Origin of the sequence: Paraconexibacter antarcticus, assembly GCF_024220175.1 — a bacterium.
In the GTDB taxonomy this organism is placed as follows: Bacteria; Actinomycetota; Thermoleophilia; order Solirubrobacterales; family Solirubrobacteraceae; genus Paraconexibacter; species Paraconexibacter antarcticus.
Window position 1 is genome coordinate 4,459,264 of sequence record NZ_CP098502.1, and the last position, 19,225, is coordinate 4,478,488.

Consider the following 19,225-nt stretch of genomic DNA (forward strand, 5'->3'; position numbering starts at 1 on the left):
GGGACTTCTGAAACAGGCATTCGGTCTGTTGAGAGGAAGTACGTGGTCATATGGCTCGTGGAAGGAAGTACCCGCCGGAGTTGCGTGAGCGGGCCGTCAAGACGGTGCTGGAGTCCGGGCGTCCGATCGCGCAGGTCGCCCGCGACCTGGACGTGCACAAGGAGTCGCTTCGGAACTGGGTGCGGCTCGCCGAGGCCGACGCCGGAACGCGCAGCGACGTGCTGAACACGGTCGAGCGCGACCGGATGCGTCTGCTCGAACGTGAGGTCAAGGAACTGCGGCGGCAGAACGAGATCCTCAAGGCCGCTTCGGTGTTTTTCGCCAAGGAGCTCGACGGGACCCCGCGGAGGTGAGCGCCTTCATCGAAAAGCAGCGGGCGGCCGGCTTCGCTGTCGAGCTCACCTGCCGCACCCTCGGGACCTCGCCCTCGGCGTTCTACCAGCGCGCGACCGGGGTGTTGTCGACCCGCGCGCAGGAAGACGCCGTGTTGCTCGAGCAAATCCGGGCGGTGTACCGCGCCAACTACGAGGCGTACGGATCGCTGCGCGTGTGGAAGGCGCTGCGCCGTCAGGGCGTGCAGGTCGGCCGCGGCCGCGTTGAGCGGCTCATGGCAGCGGACGGTCTGATCGGGGCCAAGCGCCGCGGCCGAGCGTGGAAGACCACGGTCGCTGACCCGGCCGGCTCAGGGCGACCGGACCTGGTCAACCGCCAGTTCACCGCGACCCGGCCGGACGCGCTGTGGATCGCCGACTTCACGTATCTAAAGTCGTGGGAGGGCGTGGGGTTCTTCAGCTTCGTCCTTGACGTCTACTCCCGCCGGGTCGTCGGCTGGCAGCTCGCCGGCCACATGCGCACCGACCTCGTGCTCGACGCGCTGAAGATGGCCTTGGGCACCCGCCGACACGGCGCCGATCTACAACTTATCCATCATTCGGACAGGGGATCGCAATACACGAGCTTCGACTTCACCCAAGCGCTCCTGGACAACGACGTGCTCGGCTCGCTCGGCTCGACCGGTGACGCGTACGACAACGCGATGGCCGAGAGCTTCGTGGACAGCTTCAAGACCGAGCTGATCCGCGACCGCGTCTGGCAAACCCGCACCCAACTGGAGCTCGCCGTTGTGGAGTGGGTCGGCTGGTACAACCACGACCGCCTGCACTCCGCGATCGGTCACATCCCGCCCGTCGAATTCGAGACCCTCTACGCGATACGGTCCGGCTCACCCCTCTCCCACTGACGAGAGAGGAAACCCAAACAACAAGTCTCCGTGAAACCGGGACGGCTCAGTTGCTGCTCCAGATCGCGTCGGCGCTTGTCGCCGCGGCGGCAGACGGCAACGACGCGCGCGGCAGGCCTGAGTGTCGCGAGAATCGACGCGAGGGCCTCGCGGTCGATGAGGCAGGTGCCGTCATCAAGCAGAACGCGGTCGACATGGATCGGGCGATCAATCTCGCTAGCCAGGTCCGCCACCACCCGAAGGTTTGACCATCCCTCCGATGCGATCAAGGCCTTGGCGTGTCGCGCCCGGGTCGGGTTGCCTTCGACCGTGAGGACCGACCCGCTATCTCCAACGAGGTCGCGAAGTACTCGCAGCGTCCATGGCGCGGGACAGCCGCCGGCGAGCACGGCTTGCCCGGGGTGAGCTTTCAATTCCCGCAGCGCCCAGCGGCGGGCCGGAGCGAGCATGCGGTCCGGCATCCGTGGCGGCGCGCTTACCATCCGTTCCGCGAACCTTGGGAGCTATCGACTCACGAGAGGCTGAGTGATACGCGGCGCCAAGCGACGAGCGAGCGGAACGCCTGACCCCAAAAGGGCTGCTCCGATGAGGGCGAGCGCGGCCGCGAAGAGTTGCGGCTGGCTAAGCCCGAGGAATACGTGCTCATTGCGTCTGATGAACTCGATCAGGAAGCGCTCGATCCCGGCGAGCACGAGGTACAGGCCGAAGAGCTGGACCGGCGGCATACGGCGACGCAGGCGCCACAGCAACGCGAAGATGAGCAAGCTTGCGAGCGTCTCGTAGACCGGTGTGGGATGTACACGCATGCTGGTCGGCACCTCGCCGTGGGGGTAGCTCATCGCCCAGGGGAGGTTGCTCGGGGTTCCGTAGGTGCCGTCCCCGGCGAGCTGACAGGCGATCCGGCCGACGCCGTATCCGAGGGCGAGCGCTGGGCCGGCTGCCCCGAGCAGCGCCGGGGTGGGTATTCCGCGTCCTCGCGCGACGATGAGCACGGCGGCCGCTCCGCCGATGACGCCGCCGTACCAGGTGAAGCCGGCGCTTGAGAGCGAGTCCAGGATGCCGATCTGGCCGGCGTGCTCGATGAGGAAGTACGCGCGCGCGCCGAGGAAGCCGCCGATCAGGGCGGCCAGGGCGAGCGCGAAGGCCGCGTCGCCGCGCCCGCAGCGTCGCTGCAGCTCGAGCAACAGCACGTAGCCGCCGAGTCCCGCGGCCGCGGCAACCAGGACGCCATAGCTGTGGACGGGAAAAGACCCGAGGTGAAAGAGGATCGGGCGCATCAATAAGCTGGCTGAACGCTAAGCACGGATCCCATCGTACTATGCGCCTAGTAGATGCTCGCCCGCCGGCCCTCTCGACCGCAGTTCGTGACCACGATGCTCATCGCGGGCGCACTCGGGCTGGGCGGGTGCGGGGTCGGCCAGCGCGTCGGCGGTGGCACCGCCGGGGGCCCTCCCCCGCCGCCGAAGCAGACCCGCGTGGCGCTGGAGCGCTTGCGCGCGCAAGCTGACCAGCTGCTAGATGGCGGACCGACGGCCTTCGGTGCGCGGCTTGCGAGCCTGCGCGGCGTGCCGGTGGTGGTCAACCAGTGGGCGTCGTGGTGTGGTCCGTGCCGTTTCGAGTTTCCGTCCTTTCAGCACCTCTCCGCCCGCTACCGTGGCCGCGTGGCGTTCCTTGGCGTCGACGCCAAGGATTCGCGCGCTGATGCCGCGGCTTTCCTGAAGAAGTTCCCGGTGCCCTACCCGCACTTCTACGACGAGAACGGCTCTGTCGCCCGCACCTTCGGCGGGGGCCGGGCGTGGCCCACGACGGCGTTCTTCGCCGCCGGCGGCAAGCTGGCCTTCACGCATGTCGGGGCATACGCTGATGAGGCTGCATTGAACGCCGACATCGTCAGGTACGCGCTTCATGGTTAGTGCGCCGAGCATCTTCCTCGCCTTCGCCGCCGGACTGGTCTCGTTCGTGTCCCCCTGCTGCCTGCCGCTCGTGCCGGGCTACCTGGCGACGGTGTCGGGAACCGCGCCGTCTGAGCTCGGGCGGCGCGTTGATCCTCGTGTGGTCGGCCGCAGCCTGATCTTCGTCGGCACGTTCTCGCTGATCTTCATCCTGCTCGGCCTCGGCGCGACGGCGATCGGCTCGTTTCTGTTCGACAACCAGCCGACGCTGAACAAGATCTCGGGCATCGCGATCATCGCCATGGGCGCCCTGTTCCTCGGCTCGGTGTTCATCACGCGCCTGAACCTGGAGTGGCGCCCGGACGGGCTCATCGAGCGCGCGGGCCGCGGAGGGCCGGTCGTCGCCGGGGCCGCGTTCGCGATCGCCTGGACGCCGTGCGTCGGCCCGACGCTCGGCTCGATCCTCGGTCTGGCCGCCACCACCAGCGGCACCGCGCACGGGGCGCTGCTGCTCGCCGTCTACTCCGCCGGCCTGGCGCTGCCGTTCATCTTCGCCGCGATCGCCTTCAACGCCGCCACGAGGGTGTTCGGCTTCTTCAAGCGCCACTACGCCGCGGTCCAGGCCGGCTCCGGGGTGGTGCTCATCGCCATGGGCGTCCTCGTGCTCACCGGTGAGCTCTTCCGCCTGAACATCCAGGCGCAGAAGCTGCTCAGCGACTGGGGTCTGAACTTCTTTCAGAGCATCTGATCGCGTCAGGGCGTGCTGGTCCGGACGCCGGCGCGTCGCTCGGCCTCCGCTTTGATGCCCTCGAGGGAGTCTGCGACGGCGCGCTGCCATGGTCCTGCGACTTGGTCGCCCCACCATGCCCCGAGGCGCCAGAGGTCGGTGCCGAGCTCGCCGGTGTACGCAAGCTCGGTGCCTTCTGGAGTCTGGTGCAGGTCGAAGGTTTCGAGGAGATGTGGGACGGGACCGCGCAGCAGGCGAAACGTGATCTGGTCGGGGCGCTGGAAGCGGACGGTCTCCACGGTCGTGACCGTGAGCCGTCCAGCGAGCGGGGTGAAGTGCGCGGCCAGGGCCATGTCGCTTCCGCGCTCGAGCACGTCGAGCTTGGCTTTCATCGCCCGCGGCGTGCGTCCCAGGTAGGGGGCGGCAACTACGTCGAAGACCGTGTCGGGCGGCGCTGTGATCGCGACCCGTATCGGTTCGAGCGGCCTGACGCGGCGACCGATTCCGAGATCGAGCGTCAACGATCCCCGCACGACGAGTACGTAGCCCAGTAGGAGCGCTCCGAGCCCCGTACCGGCGGTGGCGGCGTGCCGTGCGATGCGGACGGTGGTGTGTTTGGTCATGGCTTTCTCGCGATCACCACGCCGTAGCCGAGCATGCCCCGCGCAAGCGCGAGCTGGGCGGCGGCGACGAGCTCGCGGCCGGTGGCGATCTGGGGGTACAGCATGCCGGCGCCGATCAGGCGGGCCGCTTTCAGTCGGGCGTCGACGCGGGCGAGCATCGCGCCGAGCTCGTGGTCGTGTCGCTCGGTGCGCTCGACGATCAGCCCGCCGTCCTGAAGCAGCGAGGCGATCTCCTCAAGCGGCCGTGCGTCGGCGATACAGGCGACCCATGCCTGAAGGCTCGTCAGCTCCGGTGGCAGTTGGTCCGGGAGTGCGGTGATGTCGGAGATCGCCACGCGGGCCCCGGGTCTGAGCACACGGGTGAACTGTTCGGCGGCCATCGCCTTGTCCGGGAATGTGCAGAGCGCGCACTCGCAGATCGCGCCGTCGGCGCTCTCGTCGGCGACCGGGAGCGCTTCGGCGTCACCCTGGATGAACCGCACGCGCTCGGCGAGGCCGGCGCTGCTCGCGGCGTGCGTGGCGTCCTCGACGTTCTCGGCCGACAGGTCGATGCCGAGCACGTCGCAGCCGGTCTCCTTCGCGACTTGCAGCGCGCTGGTGCCCGGCCCGCTGGCGACGTCGATGACCATGTCGCCGGTGTTGACCTGCAGGGCGGAGGCCAGCCGCGAGGTCAGGCGCGCGCCGCCGGGGTGAAAGGAGTCGCCGAGGAGCCACCGTGCCGTCGCGCCCGAGTAGGCGGCCGCGCAACAGGACTTCACCTGCGCTGGGGCGGGGCTCATTGCCCGAGCCGCCGGCCGATGTTCGTCTGCGCCGGGGTCGGTGGGGATTCGACGCCGTTGCCGGAGGGTCCAGCGATCGTCTTGGAGCCGTAGCGGGTGGGCTGCAGCAGGGGCTGCAGCGGCGTGGCGTTCGGGACGACTGGTGCGACCGGGGTGCCGGAGAGCTGCTCGCGGACCTGTTCGCGGTAGCCGACGGAGTTGTAGGCGCAGAAGGGGATCAGCCGCCCGTCGGGGGTGATCTGCTGGATGCAGCACTTCATCAGCTGCCGCACGTTGAGCGTGTACGCATCTTGGAAGTCCTGCACGGCGATCATGAAGAAGTTCTCGCGCAGGTTCTTCAGCGCCTCGGGGAGGTCGATCCCGCATGACTCGCACATCAGCAGCGCGTCCTCAGCCCCAGGCATCGCCGAGGAGGAGAACATCTTCTCCATCGCGTTGCGCAGCTCGGGGTCGGGGTTGACGCGGTTGCCGACGTAGTCGAGGTACTGCTCGACGTCGAGCAGGCGGGCGAACGGGATCGCCCCGTCGCCGTCGACGAGCATGTAGCACATCGAGCGACAGGTCGGGAAGCAGCACGGGACGGGCACGAAGTCGGACATCTGAAACCACTCGGGGACCTGCTCGGTGATCATCCGCATCACGTCGGGGTTGGTGAGCCGGTTCATGGGGTCGAACTCGCGGTGGCGGCCGGCGTGGGTGACCGGTTGCAGCACGATCGACGTCACGGCGGGGTGGGTGATGCCGTGGCGGACGATCGCGCCGACTTCGTGTTCGTTGACGCCCTGCTCGATCGCGGCGACGAGTGTGACCTTCAGGCCCGCCTGGGCGCAGTTGTCGAGTGCCTTCTGCTTGACGTCGCGCAGGTCTTTGCCACGGATGGCGCGGTGCGTCGCCTCGTCGAAGCCGTCGAACTGGAGGTAGATGTGCGGCTTGAGCCGCTCAAGCTCGGCGACGAAGCGTTTGTCGCGGGCGATGCGGATCCCGTTGGTGTTGATCATCACGGTGCCGATCGACCGCGCCTGGGCCATCTCGACGAACTCGATGATGTTCGGGTGGATCGTCGGCTCACCACCGGAGAACTGCAGGACCTCGGGCTCGCCCTCGGCGGCGACGAACGTGTCGAGCATCAGGGAGACCTGCTCGCGCGTGAGCTGGAAGCCGTCGGGCTGATGGCCGGAGTCGGCGAAGCAGATCGGGCAATCCAGGTTGCAGTTCGTGTTGACCTCGATCAGCGCGAAGCACGAATGCTGCTTGTGCTCGGGGCACAGCCCGCAGTCCAGCGGGCAGCCGTCCTTGACCGGGGTCTGAAACTGCAGCGGTAGGGTACCGGGCTTGTTGTAGCGCAGCTGGCTCATGTAGAGCTCGGCGTCGTTGTAGATCAGCGCCTCAAACTCTCCGTGCTCGCGGCAGCGCTTGCGCATGATCACCTGGTTCTCGCGCACGTTGACCTCGGCGTCGATCACTGCCTTGCACACGGGACAGACCGACTTCGTCAGCTCGAGGAAGACCTCAGTCCGGTCGATCTTCTGCTGCACGCCTTCGCTCATCTGGGCTCCTGGTCGCTCGTGTGGTCTGCCGGTGCCAGCGAGAAGGTGCGACGGGCTCGGGCCTGCCGCACAGCCGGCGTCCGTCCGGCTCTGCCTGCCCGGGTCATCCATGTTCATACTACACAGGCTAGTATTATGCTGTGCGTTGGAAAGGCCCCCGCAGCAGTTCGTCGCGATGCGCCGCAGCAGCCCGTGCGGCCGCGCCGCATCGCGATGGATTGGAGTGACCTTGCGTCCTCGTACAACTGGCAGGTTCCGTTGGAGCGCGCCGCGCTGCGCTCTGCCGTCGCCCTCGCCAGGCCACGGCGCGAAGATCCGTGGCTTGACATCGCCACCGGGACCGGCGCCCTGCTGCGGCCGCTGTCCGCCCACCCCGAGCGGCCACGTCGGGTGATGGGCGTAGATCTGTCTGCGGCGATGCTCTCCCGCGCACCCACGCTCCCCATGGGATGGGAGGTGCAGCAGGCCGACGCCCGCGCGCTGCCGTTCGCCGACGCGACGTTCAGGGTCGTGTCGGGGGCCTACCTCCTCCACGTCGTCGATGCGGCCGCGCGCCGGCAGATCCTCGACGAATGCGCGCGGGTGCTTGACACCGGCGGTCGGCTGATCGCGATCACGCCGGCGTGGCCAAGAGCGCGGCTGGCACGACAGCTGTACGCGCCGCTGGCAACGATGGCGGGCTCCGGCGACGGGCCCGCTGCCGCGCTGCGTCCGCTCGATCCACGCCCTGACCTGCAGCAGGCCGGCTTCACGATCTCCGCCACGCGATACGTCTCCCGGGGCTATCCGTCGCTGTGCGTCCTCGCCACGCGACAGCCCGGGAGCCTCGTTGATACGCAGCGGCTGGCGGTGAACCGATCATGATGCATTTACTGAACCCCGACGGCCCCCGGAGGATCCCTTGAGCACGATGAGGACGAGCGCCATGCCAAACGAGATCGGCACCGCCGGGAGCCCGCGCATGACCAAGGCGCAGCGCAAGAAGAAGAAGCGCACGGTGCACGATGCGCAAAAGAAGGCCAAGGTCGCCGAGAAGGCGAGCGACCAGCGTCAGGCCCAGGCCCGCCAGAGCAAGGACAAGAGCCAGAAAAAGACCGACAAGAAGGAAAAGAAGCGGAAGTAGTACCCCGTGCACTCAGCCTCACCGATCGAACGCGCACCCTCGCCCGAGGCGGACCGACGGCTGGCGTCGGGACCGGCGCCAGCCTCGGCCCCGTCAGGAGAGCCGGGCGTGGCCGATGGTCCTCGCGTGCTGACCTTCTTGCTCGTCAAGCGCATCGACCCGCGACTACCGAACTCGTGGGGACACTGGTGGATCGAGATCGACGATCAGGAGAGCTACGGATGGTGGCCCACGCCGTGCCCTATGGGCTGGCGCGGAGCGCTGCTGGGCAGCCGCGGCTGCCTGAACGGCATGGGAACCCCGAACGGCGGCAGCGCGACCCGCGACGCCTACCACGGTGATGAGCCCGACCATCAGTTTCACCCCACCCTCATCGTCGCAAAGACCGATGAGCAGGTTCGCGCCGACATCCGCGCCTTCGCGAAGGGGTACGTCGGCGGCTTCCGCTGGCAGTGGTGGTGGTTACGGGAGCCCGGCGAGAACTGCCGCACCTTCCAAGACCACTTATTTCACGTCGTCGGGCTGTTCGAAGAGCCGCAGTACCTCTACAGCCGCGGGGCCGGCTGCCCGTTCATGTTCCCCTTCCGCCGGGCGAAGTGGCGCGTGGTAGACCTCTTCACCGCCGGGGCCGCAGGACTGCGCACCGGTCCTCGCAACGCCTTCCGGCACCTGAGGTCGCGGTACCAAGCCCGGCGATCCGTCCGCGCGGACCTACCAGCCGCGTCTGCAGATCAACCGACCGGTTGACGACCGCGCTCAGGCCCTGTCGTCGACTCGAGCAGGTGAGCGCCGACGCCCGGCAGCGATCGCGACGGGCGCCTTCGTGCGGATCTCTGCGGTCAGCCGGGAGCTCAGCTCACTCGGGGTTTCCTCGGGTTGCAGGCCACCGCCCGCCGGGACGAAGAACTCCACGCGCACACGGGGGCGGCGAGGGGGCAACCTCGGAATATCCACCGTGCCGGTGACCCGGCAGCAGACGATCTGCGCCTCCGGCACCGCTTGCGCGAGCCGACCGAAGCCGCTACGCGGCCGCAGCTGACGGCCGAGTGACCGCGTGCCTTCAGGGAAGATGCCGAGGCATGCGCCGGCACGGAGTTCTTCGATCGCGCGTGCCATCGCGTGCGCGTCGCCAGAACCTCGCGTGATTGGGATCTGGCCCATGCCGTCCAGGATCCTGCCAAGTCCGGGCTTCCACAACGAGTGCTTCGCCAGCGCCTTGACTTGCCGACGTGAAAGGCCCGCGATGCCGACGGCGATCGGGTCCCAATAGCTGTCGCGGTTGACGGCCAGGAGCACCGGGCCGTCGAGCGGCAACAGCTCAAGACCCACAACGTCCAACCGCCCCCACCATCGGACCACGGGCGCGGTTAATCCCATGGCGGCGCGGTACGTGAAGGTGACGTGCTCGACGCGCTTAGCCATGTCCGGGGAATCCTCCAGGAGCGTTTGCGCGTGACGGCACGTCCGTCCGAGTCGCGCCGTCGCGGACGTCTACTATGGGACATAGTCTATGTGATGGTCGCGTCACCCGAAGGGCCGCGCGCCACAACCACCCCCAACGAGTGACCCCGTTCTCCCCTACGCCGGATAGTAGACCGGCCGGCGTCCCAACGAGTGTTTGAGTCATGTTGAGCGTGTGGCGACCTGAAGCATGGTGACGCTGCTGCTGTTCGCCCTGCTCGCCGGGGCCCTCACGGCGGTCACGCCGTGCTGCCTGCCGGTGCTGCCGACGCTGCTGTCGGCGTCGGCGACCGGTGGGCGCCGACGCCCGATTGCGATCGTGCTCGGCCTGGTCAGCACTCACTTTTTGACGATCGTCTTGCTGGCCTCCGTCGTCAAGGGCGTGGGTCTGGCGGACGGGGCGACACGGACGTTTTCGGTCCTCGTGCTCGCTGGGCTCGGCGTGGCCTTCTTCTGGCCGCCGGTGCTGTACCGGATCGAGAGGGTCTTCGCGCCCGTCTCGCGCCTCGGGCCCAAGAACGCCGGCGACGGCGTCATGTCCGGTCTGGCGGTCGGCGGGGCACTCGGATTCGTCTACGCGCCGTGCGCGGGCCCGATCCTTGCCGCAGTGATCTCGGTCAGCGCCACTCAAGGTGCCTCCGGCAAGACGGCGGAGGTGGCGCTCGCCTACTCGATCGGGTCGGGCTTTGCTCTGTTTGCCGTGGCCAAAGGTGGCCGCCGCCTGTTGGCCGGCCGCGCGGCGAGCCTGCAGCGGGCGACCGGCGCGGTGATGCTCGTGACCGCGGTGGCGATGGCGGCCAACCTGGACATCCGCTTTCAGACCGCGCTGGCCAACGACTTCCCGCGGTTCATCTCCAACCCCACCCGCGGGATCGAGAAGACCGACGCCGTGCAGAAGGGCCTGGCCGACGTGCGCGGCAAACCGAAGTTCGTCTCCCCGCCCGCTACCGCCGACGCACGGCCCGCGGCGGCCAGGACCCCGGCGAGGGAGTCCGCGGGCCCGGCGGCCGCGGTCCCGGCCAAGCTCCCCGTGCTCGGCACCGCCCCGGAGCTCACCGGCACCGGCCGGTGGTTCAACTCCGCGCCGCGGACCTTGAAGAGCCTGCGCGGCAAGGTGGTCCTTGTGGACTTCTGGACCTACACGTGCATCAACTGCATCCGCACCTTCCCCGCGCTGCGCTCCCTCGACCAGCGCTACCGCAGCAAGGGCCTGACGATCATCGGCGTGCACACCCCCGAGTTCGGCTTCGAGAAGGACGCGGGCAACGTCAAGGACGCCGTCGCGCAGAACAAGCTGCGCTACCCCGTGGTCCAGGACAACCACTACGGCACCTGGAACGCCTTCGGCAACAAGTCCTGGCCCGGCGACTACCTCATCGACGCCAAAGGCCGCGTGCGCTACGCGCATGCCGGCGAGGGCGACGACGCCCAGACCGAAGCCGCTGTGCGCAGCCTGCTGCGCGAAGCCGGCGCGACCGGGGTCGCCGGCCGCGCCCCAGCGCCAGCGCCGGTCGAGCAAGCCGCAATCGGCGAGTCCACCCCCGAGACCTACCTCGGCCTCAACCGCGCCGCCGGATTCACCCAGCGACCGCACCGCGGCCTGCACACCTACCACGCCGCAAGCCAACTCCAGGCCAGCCAGTTCGCGCTGGACGGACGCTGGAAGATCGGCGGCGAGTCAGCCCTCGCAGTCCGGGGGGCCTCGATCTCAACGCGCATCCAGGCCCGCAAGCTGTTCCTCGTCCTCGCCTCCAAGGGCGACATCCCCCGTAAGGTGCAGGTGCTCGTCGACGGGCAACCGATCACCGACGACATCGCCGGCGAAGACGTCCACGGCGGCGTGGCGACAATCAGGGCACAGCGCCTATACCGGCTCGTCGACTTCGGATCCGTGCAGGACCGCCGCGTGCAGCTGCGCTTCCAGGACGGTATTCGCGGGTTTGCCTTCACCTTCGGGTAGGTGTGGGTAGAGCACCCGGCGCGTTCTCCTAGGCGCGTTAGTAGGTTCATGTTCTCGTAATGGTGGCCCCTGTCCCTCATCTGTCATCGTCGGCTCGGTTGAGCACCGACGATCCCGAGATCCCCGGTCGCCCGCTCGGGCGCCGTGCCTTCATCGGCCTGATGGGCGCCGGCCTGTCGTCACTGGCCTGGGGCGGCAGCGCCCTGCAGGCGGCCTCCAGCGCCTCAAGCGTGCTGCCCGCCGCGGTCCGCGACGCGATCCCCGTGGGTGGGCAATGGCGCATCTACGCCGTGAGCCCGCCGTACCCGCGCTTTGACGCCGCCGCGTGGCACCTGTCGATCGAGGGGCTCGTGGAGCACCCGGTCCGGCTGGACATCGGGCAGCTCCGCGCGCTCGCCACGGTCTCGCAGACCTCTGACTTTCACTGCGTGACGGGCTGGTCGGTCACCGGCGTGAAGTGGGGCGGCGTGCGCTTCGACCAGCTGCTCGCCCTGGCCAAGCCCAAGCCGGAGGCCAAGGCCGTCGCGTTCGTCTCGGCCGAGCAGCCGTACGTGGACACGCTCACCCTCGAGCAGCTCAGCGCCCCGGACGCGATGCTCGCCTACGACATGGACGGCCGCCCGCTGACCCGGGAGCACGGTGCCCCGGTCCGCGTGGTGATGCCGAAGATGTACGGCTACAAGGGCGTGAAGTGGGTCAGCCGCATCGTGCTGACCGACCAGCCGCAGGATGGCTACTGGGAGCAGCGTGGCTACGACCGCGACGCCTGGGTCGGACGCTCGAACGGCGTCTGAACCGGCGCTCGTCGCGCGCTTCGGCGCGACCGAACGAGCGCTGCACTGGGTGCACGCGGCGGCATTCTTCGGCATGCTCGCCACCGGCCTGGTGCTGTACCTGCCGTCGCTGTCGAGCCTCGCGAGTCGCCCGACCGCCAAGGCCGTGCACCTGGCGATCGCCGTCGCCTGGCTCACCACCTTGGTCGCCATCCCCGTCCTCGGCAATCGCCGGCAACTGCGCCGCACGCGCATGGAGATCGAGCGCTTCGTCGACGACGACCTGCGCTGGCTGATGGGCAAGCGCACCCCGCAAGGCCGGTTCAACGCGGGGCAGAAGGTCCACACGATCCTGCAGGCCGCCATCGCCGGCCTCTTCACCGTCTCGGGGACGCTGCTGTGGCTCGGCGAGCGCAACACCACCTTCCGCCTCTCCGGCAGCATCGCCCTGCACGACCTGACGATGTACGTCGCGGTCGCGCTCGTCGTCGGCCACCTGTTCCTCGCCCTCGTGTGGCCGACCACGCGTCCGGCGCTGCGCGGCATCGTCCGCGGCGCGGTCCGCAAAGACTGGGCGACCGTCCATCACGCCGCCTGGGCGCCGGGCCTGGCGCCGTCTGTGGCGCTCTCCGCCCGCCGAGAGATGCTCGGCCTAGCCGTCGGGGTGATCGGCATAGCCGGCGGCTGGTGGGTCGTGCACGGCGTGCTCGACAGCGCCGCTGTCAAGGCGTCGGCTCCGGTGGCGAAAGCTCCTGTGGTGCCGGCGCGCGTGAGCGCGCTGCAGCTGGCCGGGCAGGCCCAGGCCCTCGATCAGGCAGGTCAACTGCCCCAGGCGCTCGCGCTTTACCAGCAGGCCGTGGCGGCGCTGCCCAAGCGGGCGGACCTGCGCGCCGCGCTCGGCTTCGCGCAGGCACGTGCCGGGGATCCGCCCTTGGCCCTGCGCACCCTGTCTGCGGCGGTCAAGCTTGACCCCGGGTACCCCGACGCGCACCTGTACCTCGGGGCGGTCCTCCTGCACGTAGACGGAGCCGCGGGACACGTGGGGGCGGCAGACAAGGTCCGAGGTCGTCGGGAGCTGCGCCGGTTCCTCGTCCTCGCCCCCGACTCACCGAACGCCCCTTCCGCCCGACAGCTGCTGCACGGCCGGTGACCGCGGCGCGCCCGTCGCGCTGCACTTACGTGTTCGCGGGGGTGGACTGGTCAGGGGCGTCGGCGAGCTTGCGTCTGAGTGCTTTGCGCAGCTTGCGCTCAGACGGACGTCCGTAGGAGAACGGCGCCTGGTCAAGGAACAGGCCGGGGGGGAACATGACGCCGCCCTGGGCGGCCAGGCGCTGGCCTTCTGGCGTGCTGATATCGACGATCTGGACGTGCAACGGAAAGTCCGAGCTCAGTCGCTCAAGGAGCGCTTTGGCGTCATCGCAGTAAGCGCAGTGCTGCTGGGTAAGCAGCAGCACCTCGATGTCAGGCACCCGATCGCAGTCCCTTGCGCATGTCGCTGAGCAACCGAGTGACGGGCACGTACATGGTGTAGTTCGGGGCTCCCCCGTAGTCCGCGCGCCACCTGACGCGGCCGTCCGGCCCGATGATGATGAACGAGTGCCCGTCGCGGCTGTCGCCCATCATGCCGAACTGATTGGCGCCGTAGGCTTTGGAGACGGCGAGGTTGCTGTCGCTGAGGATCGGGGTGTTCAGGCCCTCGTCGGCGGCCTTCTGGCGGATCTGTCCCAGTTCGTCGGTGGTGATGCTGATCATGCGGTCGATTCCGAGCGCCCTGACCTTGCTGCCCTGCCGCTCAAGGTCACTGAGCTGATCCCAACACGGCTGACAGGACAAGCCCTCCTGGAAATACAGCAGCACCGTCTTGCCGCGTTCGGCGGCGAGGCTGAACTGGCCGCCCTGCGTGCTGGGCAGGCTGATCGGCGCCGCGGGCTGTCCGGGTCCCGGCTGGCCGACCGCGTAGGGGTACTTCCCGCCCGTTTTCGCCGATGAGCCGCCACCGGAGTTGGAGATCGCAAAAAGTGCCAGCAGCAGCACGACGCCGGCGCCGACCGCCCCGAAGATGCGAGTGCGCAGGCGCCGTGCGCGCTCGGCAGCCTGCGTTTGCGCCTCGCGCTGCAGGCGCTCCTCGCGGCGGCGTTCTTTCTTCTGTTCGGCTTGGTTTTGCATCTTCGCGTTCTCCTTCACGGGACCGGGGTGGGCTCGCGCGTCCCCGGCTGATCCGTTACCGGGGCCCTCTCAGGCGCCCCGGGCGAGGTCGGGGATTCGATGCTGATCGGGGCGACCTGACGCAGCGCCCGGCGTGCGAGCAAGGCGACGAGCGCCAGGATCAGGAGCGCCGCGGTCCAGCTCGGCAGGAACGACAGGGCGTCGGTCAGCTGGTGGCCGTAGTGCTGCAGGCGGGCGGAGAGCGATGCCTGCCAGCCGCGGCCTGAGGGCATCGAATCGCTCAAGAGGCCGATCGCCAGGGTCGCTGCCCCCATGATGGCGAGCAGCAGGCCGCTCGCCAGGGCGGTGGCGGTGATCGTGCGGCGCAGAGGTCCGATATGCCAGGTCAGCGACCGGGGGCGAAACAGTCGGATGGAGCGGCCGTCAAGGCGCTCCCACAGCAGCGAGATGACAAACAGGGGGGCGACCATGCCAAAGACGTAGGCCGAGCCGAGGCCGACCGCCGCACCGAAGGACCCGGCCACCCCCGAGAGGGCGATCACGCCGGCGAGCACCGGTGCGCAGCATGAGCTTGCGACCCCGGAGAACATCCCCAGGGAGAAGACGCTGAGCGGGCCCGTGCGTCCGCTGGCGCGGCGTCCGGGCATCGGCAGGTGCAGCTGCCCACCCAGCAGCGTGTACCCGGCCAGCCCCAATAGCAGCACGCCGGCGGTGGTGTAGATCGGGGTGTGCTGGGAGACGAATAGGCGCTGCATGAAGGCCGCGCCCACGGCGATCGGCAGGATCACCGTGGCGACGCCGGCGGCGAACAGGAACGTCATCGCGACGAGCACCCGGCGGTTGTGGAAGGCGCTGGAGAAGTACGCCGGCAGCATGATCGAGATGCAGCACGGAGCGAAGAGCGAGACCATGCCCGCGATCACCGCCGCGGCGACCGACCCGCCGAAGAAGACGCTGCTGCTGGCGGCCAACACGACGTGGCTACCCATGGGCCGCCTCACCTGCGGGCGCGCCGCGGCGCCCTGCCGTTTCGAGGTCGGCGATCTGTGCGGCGACCTGCTCCTGGCGGGCGTGCAGCCCCGCAAGGTCAGTCGGCCTCTGGCTCTCCGCCCTCGGGGAGCAGCAGGCTGACTGGCGGCCGTGGCGCTGCTGCCACCACATGTGCAGCGGGCACGCCGCGCCGGCCAGAATCGCGACGGCGAGGATGACGCCGCTGCTCACGACGCGCCGCCGGCGACACCGTGCTGCTCACCGGTCGAGCCGCCCTCGAGCCGGGAGATCTCATGGCTGAGGCGTTGCTGCTCCTCGCGGAGAACCTCAAGTGACGCCGGCTGCGAGTCCTTGTCGGGCGCGGCGGGCTGCTTGTTGGCGCGCATCATGAACCACATCATCACGCCCATGCCGACGGGGCAGGCAAGGAGCGCCAGAGGGCTGAGTGTTGCTGCGATGTTTGCGAGGTGCATGGTGTTCTCCTGTCGATCGATGGCCTCAACTACGAGGTGCCGTAGTAGCACGGTAGCGAACCCGCGCGGCGCGCGCGAATGACCCTGGACGTTGATCGGTAGCCGACCTCGCCGCCGGCGCGCACCCGTCCGCTACGGTGCCTCGTAGATGCCGCCCGGATCGAGGATCCGCGACCTTCCGACCGTCGTCGCGGGAGCGCTCGCGTTCGGTGCCTGCGGCACCAGCGTCAGTCGCTCGGACACGGAGCGGTGGCCGGACACGGGCCTCGCCAATCCCCCTGCGGGAACCGTGTTCGAGGTCGCCGCCGACGCGCGTGGTCACCTGCGGTTGACAAGCCCGTCCTGGTCACCACCGCCGGGCGCGTCACGGTGACGATGGAAAACGCCTCATCGGTTTCGCACGGGATTGCGCTCGCCGGCCGCGGCGTACACGCCACCGGCCCCGTCGTCGGCAATGGGCAGAGCTCGCAGGTAACGGCGCTGCTGCCGCCCCGGCAGATACGCCTACTACTGCCCAGTTGCCGGGCATCGGCGCGCCGGCATGCGCGGCGTCCTCCTGGTCAGGTGAGCGGCCGCCCCCGATGGGCCGAAACCCCCGGCTCCCGATCTTCCTACGATGCTCCCTAGTAGGTTTGCTAGTTTGGGATTGGTATCCACGGTGACGGCGTCCGCCGCCACTGAACAAGGGAGTCTGAGATGAGCGTCAAGTTCAGAACGATCGCCGTCAGCGCAACGATCCTGGGGAGCGCTGGCGTGGGATATCTGGGAGGCGTCGTAGGGGGCCCGCAGACGGCGCAGGCACGGTCGACTCAGGCTCTGACGCAGGGCGCGCCGCCCACGATGATGCATGGCGGCGGCCACCACCCCGGCATGTCCCGGATGACCGCCGCGTCCAGCGCCATGCATATCCAAATGCGCCGGATGATGGTGCACGCTCCGGCCATGCAACGTATGCACGCTCGGATGACGCAGGCGGCCCCTTCCATGCAAGAGCACATGGGTCGCTGACGTGCGACCTCGACATTCACGCCTTGAGCGCACGCTCGAATCACCCGCGGAGCCGCCGGCCCCAACTGAAGTGGAGCTGTCGGTGCAGGGTATGCATTGCGCCTCGTGTGCCTCCCGAGTGCACCGCACGCTTGCCCGCCATGACGGGGTCGCTGAGGCTCGCGTGAATCTCGCAACGCACCGCGCCCAGGTGTTCTACGATCCCAGCGCAGTGGGCGTCGAGGACCTGCGCGAAAGCGTCGCCCGGATCGGCTACGAGCTCACGGAGGTGCCAGCGAGCGGTTCAGACGCGAACGCCGAGCAGGAGGATTCCGCCGCGCGCGAAGCTCGGCAATGGCGCACGCTGACACTCGCCGCCTGGCCGGCCGCGTTGACGGTGATGGTGCTGACGTTCGGATTTGCCGGCGACGGCTGGGCGCGCTGGCTGGCGCTCCCGCTGGCCGCGGCCGTCGAGTTCGTCGCCGGGTGGCCGATCCTGAAGAGCGGCCTGGCACGGGCGCGATACCTGAGCGCGAACATGGACACCCTGATCGCGATCGGCACTCTGACGGCGTTCTTCTACTCGGTCTACGAGTTGTTGGCGGGCGGCGATCTGTATTTCGAGACCGCGGCGCTGTTGATCGCGTTCATCCTGCTGGGCCGCTACTTCGAAGCGCAGGCACGCTCGCGGGCCTCAAGCGCGATCCGTTCGCTGCTCGAGCTCGGCGCCAAGGAAGCTCGAGTGCTCGTCGACGGTCAGGAGGGCATGGTGCCGGTTGAGCAACTGGTGGTGGGTGATCTGCTGCGGGTTCGCCCAGGCGAGAAGGTGCCCGTGGATGGAGTGGTCATCGACGGTGCCTCGGCGGTCGACGAGTCGATGCTCACCGGCGAGTCCGTCCCGGTGGAGAAGCACGCAGGTGACCAGGTCGCGGGTGCGACCCTGAACGTCGACGGGGCCCTGACCGTGCGGGCGAGCGCAGTTGGCCGCGATACGGCGTTGGCGCAGATCGTTCGTCTGGTCGAGGAGGCCCAGGCGAGCAAGGCACCGGTGCAGCGCCTGGTCGACCAGGTTTCGGCGGTCTTCGTGCCGGTCGTGCTTGCACTAGCCGTCCTGACGTTTATGGGCTGGTGGCTGATCGGCGGCGACCCCGGTGCGGGCCTGCTGGCGGCGGTGGCGGTGCTCATCATCGCCTGCCCGTGCGCCTTGGGTCTGGCGACGCCGACGGCTCTGATGGTGGGTGCCGGGCGCGGAGCGGCGATGGGCGTCCTGATCAAAGGCGGCGAAGTGCTGCAGCGCGCTCGGCGCCTGGACACGGTGATCTTTGACAAGACCGGGACGCTTACCCGCGGCGAGATGCGCTTTGTCGATGCGACCGCCGCTGCGGACCAGGACACCGAAACCGTGCTCGCCCGCGCAGCGGCGGTCGAGACCGACTCTGAGCATCCGATCGCGCGCGCGATCGTGCGCGGCGCGACCGAGATGCGCCTTCCCCTTCCCACCGCCGTCTCATTTCACTCGCTCGCCGGCCACGGCGCGGGGGCAGTGATCGACGACAGCTCGGTCTGGGTCGGACGGCGCAAGTTGATGGCCGACACCAGGCAGCATCTTCCCGAGGACCTCGAACAGGCAGCGGCCCGCTGGGAACAGCTGGGCCGGACCGCGGTCTTCGTCGGCTGGGATCATCAGGTCATGGGTGTGCTGGCGGTGACCGACACGGTCAAGCCCAACGCCCGAGCCGTCGTCGATCAGCTGCACCTGATGAAGGTGCAGGTGGTCATGATCACCGGAGACAACACCCGCACCGCGAGCGCCATCGCCGCCGAGCTCGGGATCGACCGGGTGCTCGCGGAGGTCCTCCCCGAAGACAAGGTCGACGAGGTACGCCGCCTGCAGGACGAGGGCCGCGTCGTGGCGATGGTCGGTGATGGCATCAACGATGCGCCGGCGCTGGTTCAGGCCGACCTGGGTATCGCGATCGGCACCGGAACCGACGTGGCGATCGAGTCCTCTGACCTGACGCTGATCTCCGGTGACCTGCAGGGAGTCGTCACCGCAATCGGCCTGTCGCGCCAAACGCTGCGAATCATCTACCAGAACCTCGGCTGGGCCTTCGGCTACAACCTCACGCTCATACCGCTCGCGGCAGCCGGGCTGCTGCATCCGGTCATCGCTGCGGCCGCGATGGCGACCTCGTCGGTGAGCGTCGTCTCCAACTCGCTGCGCCTGCGACGCTTCGGACGGCAACCCGCGCGCGCCGGAACAAGCGGTCACGACCCGCGTGTGGATGCCAACAACGGCAGTCGTGAACCTGCCCCAACCACTCCGGTACTCAGATGATCTTCCCAATTGCCGATGAGTTGGATGTCGCACGCCGCCGCGCCGCGCGGTGCACCGCTTCCGTGGGCGACCGCGCCTGCTTGCTGGTCCATCGACTCCCAAATCCCGGGCGCGGACAGGGCGAGGTGGTGTTCGCGTGAGTGCTA

General features: G+C 68.8%; 22 protein-coding genes. 12 read left to right on the forward strand and 10 right to left on the reverse strand.

Features of this window, described 5'->3' with window-relative positions; all coding sequences use genetic code 11:
* The first annotated feature begins 50 nt into the window (after window positions 1–50).
* Both NBH00_RS21860 and NBH00_RS21865 read left to right on the forward strand, forming a co-directional pair.
* Window positions 51–353 (forward strand): transposase, encoded by a 303-nt coding sequence (locus tag NBH00_RS21860; RefSeq protein WP_254569053.1) that lies wholly within the window; start codon window positions 51–53, stop codon window positions 351–353.
* Entirely contained in the window at window positions 350–1,240 is an 891-nt protein-coding gene (locus NBH00_RS21865) for an IS3 family transposase (RefSeq protein WP_254569052.1), read from the forward strand. Before NBH00_RS21860 ends, NBH00_RS21865 begins: the two co-directional genes overlap by 4 nt.
* On the opposite strand, the gene NBH00_RS21870 is transcribed toward NBH00_RS21865, so the two are convergent.
* Both NBH00_RS21870 and NBH00_RS21875 read right to left on the reverse strand, forming a co-directional pair.
* Window positions 1,204–1,689 (reverse strand): methyltransferase domain-containing protein, encoded by a 486-nt coding sequence (locus NBH00_RS21870; protein ID WP_254570690.1) that lies wholly within the window; start codon window positions 1,687–1,689, stop codon window positions 1,204–1,206. The genes NBH00_RS21865 and NBH00_RS21870 overlap by 37 nt on opposite strands.
* A gap of 54 nt (window positions 1,690–1,743) precedes the next feature.
* Window positions 1,744–2,517 carry a prolipoprotein diacylglyceryl transferase gene (locus tag NBH00_RS21875; RefSeq protein ID WP_254570691.1) on the reverse strand — a complete coding sequence of 258 codons (774 nt, stop codon included), beginning with the start codon at window positions 2,515–2,517 and terminating at the stop codon, window positions 1,744–1,746.
* A gap of 54 nt (window positions 2,518–2,571) precedes the next feature.
* Here NBH00_RS21875 and NBH00_RS21880 point away from each other — a divergent pair, with 54 nt between their 5' ends.
* Together NBH00_RS21880 and NBH00_RS21885 are read left to right on the forward strand one after the other, a co-directional pair.
* Entirely contained in the window at window positions 2,572–3,153 is a 582-nt protein-coding gene (locus NBH00_RS21880; protein WP_254570692.1) for a TlpA family protein disulfide reductase, read from the forward strand.
* Window positions 3,146–3,880: a cytochrome c biogenesis CcdA family protein gene (locus NBH00_RS21885; RefSeq protein WP_254570693.1), complete on the forward strand. Its 735-nt coding sequence runs from the start codon at window positions 3,146–3,148 to the stop codon at window positions 3,878–3,880. Before NBH00_RS21880 ends, NBH00_RS21885 begins: the two co-directional genes overlap by 8 nt.
* A 5-nt stretch (window positions 3,881–3,885) precedes the next feature.
* Here the strand turns inward: NBH00_RS21885 and NBH00_RS21890 are convergent, their stop codons facing one another.
* From NBH00_RS21890 to NBH00_RS21900, 3 genes are read right to left on the reverse strand one after another with little or no spacing between them, the layout of a single operon-like run.
* Window positions 3,886–4,482, reverse strand: coding sequence for an SRPBCC family protein (locus tag NBH00_RS21890; protein WP_254570694.1), 597 nt, complete (start codon window positions 4,480–4,482; stop codon window positions 3,886–3,888).
* On the reverse strand, window positions 4,479–5,261 hold the full coding sequence (locus NBH00_RS21895) for a class I SAM-dependent methyltransferase (RefSeq protein WP_254570695.1): 783 nt from the start codon (window positions 5,259–5,261) through the stop codon (window positions 4,479–4,481). Before NBH00_RS21895 ends, NBH00_RS21890 begins: the two co-directional genes overlap by 4 nt.
* The gene (locus NBH00_RS21900; protein ID WP_254570696.1) at window positions 5,258–6,808 is read right to left on the reverse strand and encodes a radical SAM protein; all 1,551 of its coding nucleotides are present in this window, start codon (window positions 6,806–6,808) and stop codon (window positions 5,258–5,260) included. Before NBH00_RS21900 ends, NBH00_RS21895 begins: the two co-directional genes overlap by 4 nt.
* Window positions 6,809–7,000: 192 nt before the next feature.
* On the opposite strand from NBH00_RS21900, the gene NBH00_RS21905 reads away from it, so the two are divergent.
* The 3 genes from NBH00_RS21905 (at window position 7,001) to NBH00_RS21915 (ending at window position 8,678) form a co-directional block, all read left to right on the forward strand.
* Entirely contained in the window at window positions 7,001–7,672 is a 672-nt protein-coding gene (locus NBH00_RS21905) for a class I SAM-dependent methyltransferase (protein ID WP_254570697.1), read from the forward strand.
* Window positions 7,673–7,733: 61 nt separating this feature from the next.
* The gene (locus tag NBH00_RS21910; protein WP_254570698.1) at window positions 7,734–7,931 is read left to right on the forward strand and encodes a hypothetical protein; all 198 of its coding nucleotides are present in this window, start codon (window positions 7,734–7,736) and stop codon (window positions 7,929–7,931) included.
* A gap of 126 nt (window positions 7,932–8,057) precedes the next feature.
* Window positions 8,058–8,678 carry a hypothetical protein gene (locus NBH00_RS21915; protein WP_254570699.1) on the forward strand — a complete coding sequence of 207 codons (621 nt, stop codon included), beginning with the start codon at window positions 8,058–8,060 and terminating at the stop codon, window positions 8,676–8,678.
* A 9-nt stretch (window positions 8,679–8,687) separates the two neighbouring features.
* Here the strand turns inward: NBH00_RS21915 and NBH00_RS21920 are convergent, their stop codons facing one another.
* Window positions 8,688–9,353: a lysophospholipid acyltransferase family protein gene (locus NBH00_RS21920; RefSeq protein ID WP_254570700.1), complete on the reverse strand. Its 666-nt coding sequence runs from the start codon at window positions 9,351–9,353 to the stop codon at window positions 8,688–8,690.
* A gap of 229 nt (window positions 9,354–9,582) precedes the next feature.
* Between NBH00_RS21920 and NBH00_RS21925 the strand changes: the two genes are divergently transcribed.
* The 3 genes from NBH00_RS21925 to NBH00_RS21935 all read left to right on the forward strand — a co-directional run bounded on the left by NBH00_RS21925 (window position 9,583) and on the right by NBH00_RS21935 (window position 13,275).
* Window positions 9,583–11,352 (forward strand): cytochrome c biogenesis protein DipZ, encoded by a 1,770-nt coding sequence (locus tag NBH00_RS21925; RefSeq protein WP_254570701.1) that lies wholly within the window; start codon window positions 9,583–9,585, stop codon window positions 11,350–11,352.
* A gap of 98 nt (window positions 11,353–11,450) precedes the next feature.
* On the forward strand, window positions 11,451–12,146 hold the full coding sequence (locus NBH00_RS21930; RefSeq protein ID WP_254570702.1) for a molybdopterin-dependent oxidoreductase: 696 nt from the start codon (window positions 11,451–11,453) through the stop codon (window positions 12,144–12,146).
* On the forward strand, window positions 12,082–13,275 hold the full coding sequence (locus NBH00_RS21935; RefSeq protein WP_302182661.1) for a cytochrome b/b6 domain-containing protein: 1,194 nt from the start codon (window positions 12,082–12,084) through the stop codon (window positions 13,273–13,275). Before NBH00_RS21930 ends, NBH00_RS21935 begins: the two co-directional genes overlap by 65 nt.
* 25 nt (window positions 13,276–13,300) lie before the next feature.
* On the opposite strand, the gene NBH00_RS21940 is transcribed toward NBH00_RS21935, so the two are convergent.
* The 4 genes from NBH00_RS21940 to NBH00_RS21955 form a co-directional block, all read right to left on the reverse strand.
* Window positions 13,301–13,594: a glutaredoxin family protein gene (locus NBH00_RS21940; protein ID WP_254570704.1), complete on the reverse strand. Its 294-nt coding sequence runs from the start codon at window positions 13,592–13,594 to the stop codon at window positions 13,301–13,303.
* Window positions 13,587–14,309: a peroxiredoxin family protein gene (locus NBH00_RS21945; protein WP_254570705.1), complete on the reverse strand. Its 723-nt coding sequence runs from the start codon at window positions 14,307–14,309 to the stop codon at window positions 13,587–13,589. The genes NBH00_RS21940 and NBH00_RS21945 overlap by 8 nt, the downstream gene beginning before the upstream one ends.
* Window positions 14,306–15,280 carry a cytochrome c biogenesis CcdA family protein gene (locus NBH00_RS21950; protein WP_254570706.1) on the reverse strand — a complete coding sequence of 325 codons (975 nt, stop codon included), beginning with the start codon at window positions 15,278–15,280 and terminating at the stop codon, window positions 14,306–14,308. Before NBH00_RS21950 ends, NBH00_RS21945 begins: the two co-directional genes overlap by 4 nt.
* Before the next feature lie 228 nt (window positions 15,281–15,508).
* Complete coding sequence (locus NBH00_RS21955; RefSeq protein ID WP_254570707.1) at window positions 15,509–15,754, reverse strand: hypothetical protein; 246 nt, start codon at window positions 15,752–15,754, stop codon at window positions 15,509–15,511.
* Between the two features lie 696 nt (window positions 15,755–16,450).
* Here NBH00_RS21955 and NBH00_RS21960 point away from each other — a divergent pair.
* Together NBH00_RS21960 and NBH00_RS21965 are read left to right on the forward strand one after the other, a co-directional pair.
* A complete protein-coding gene (locus tag NBH00_RS21960) occupies window positions 16,451–16,762 on the forward strand; it encodes a hypothetical protein (protein WP_254570708.1) in 312 nt (103 codons plus the stop codon).
* A 1-nt stretch (window position 16,763) separates the two neighbouring features.
* The gene (locus NBH00_RS21965) at window positions 16,764–19,079 is read left to right on the forward strand and encodes a heavy metal translocating P-type ATPase (RefSeq protein WP_437126597.1); all 2,316 of its coding nucleotides are present in this window, start codon (window positions 16,764–16,766) and stop codon (window positions 19,077–19,079) included.
* Window positions 19,080–19,225 lie beyond the last annotated feature (146 nt).

Coding starts and splice junctions, on each gene's coding strand:
- NBH00_RS21950 (WP_254570706.1), bottom strand. CDS start 15,280: ATGGGTAGCCACGTCGTGTTGGCCGCCAGCAGCAGCGTCTTCTTCGGC.
- NBH00_RS21895 (WP_254570695.1), bottom strand. CDS start 5,261: ATGAGCCCCGCCCCAGCGCAGGTGAAGTCCTGTTGCGCGGCCGCCTAC.
- NBH00_RS21900 (WP_254570696.1), bottom strand. CDS start 6,808: ATGAGCGAAGGCGTGCAGCAGAAGATCGACCGGACTGAGGTCTTCCTC.
- NBH00_RS21935 (WP_302182661.1), top strand. CDS start 12,082: ATGGCTACTGGGAGCAGCGTGGCTACGACCGCGACGCCTGGGTCGGAC.
- NBH00_RS21960 (WP_254570708.1), top strand. CDS start 16,451: ATGAGCGTCAAGTTCAGAACGATCGCCGTCAGCGCAACGATCCTGGGG.
- NBH00_RS21885 (WP_254570693.1), top strand. CDS start 3,146: ATGGTTAGTGCGCCGAGCATCTTCCTCGCCTTCGCCGCCGGACTGGTC.
- NBH00_RS21860 (WP_254569053.1), top strand. CDS start 51: ATGGCTCGTGGAAGGAAGTACCCGCCGGAGTTGCGTGAGCGGGCCGTC.
- NBH00_RS21955 (WP_254570707.1), bottom strand. CDS start 15,754: ATGCACCTCGCAAACATCGCAGCAACACTCAGCCCTCTGGCGCTCCTT.
- NBH00_RS21880 (WP_254570692.1), top strand. CDS start 2,572: ATGCTCGCCCGCCGGCCCTCTCGACCGCAGTTCGTGACCACGATGCTC.
- NBH00_RS21925 (WP_254570701.1), top strand. CDS start 9,583: ATGGTGACGCTGCTGCTGTTCGCCCTGCTCGCCGGGGCCCTCACGGCG.
- NBH00_RS21890 (WP_254570694.1), bottom strand. CDS start 4,482: ATGACCAAACACACCACCGTCCGCATCGCACGGCACGCCGCCACCGCC.
- NBH00_RS21870 (WP_254570690.1), bottom strand. CDS start 1,689: ATGCTCGCTCCGGCCCGCCGCTGGGCGCTGCGGGAATTGAAAGCTCAC.
- NBH00_RS21920 (WP_254570700.1), bottom strand. CDS start 9,353: ATGGCTAAGCGCGTCGAGCACGTCACCTTCACGTACCGCGCCGCCATG.
- NBH00_RS21910 (WP_254570698.1), top strand. CDS start 7,734: ATGCCAAACGAGATCGGCACCGCCGGGAGCCCGCGCATGACCAAGGCG.
- NBH00_RS21875 (WP_254570691.1), bottom strand. CDS start 2,517: ATGCGCCCGATCCTCTTTCACCTCGGGTCTTTTCCCGTCCACAGCTAT.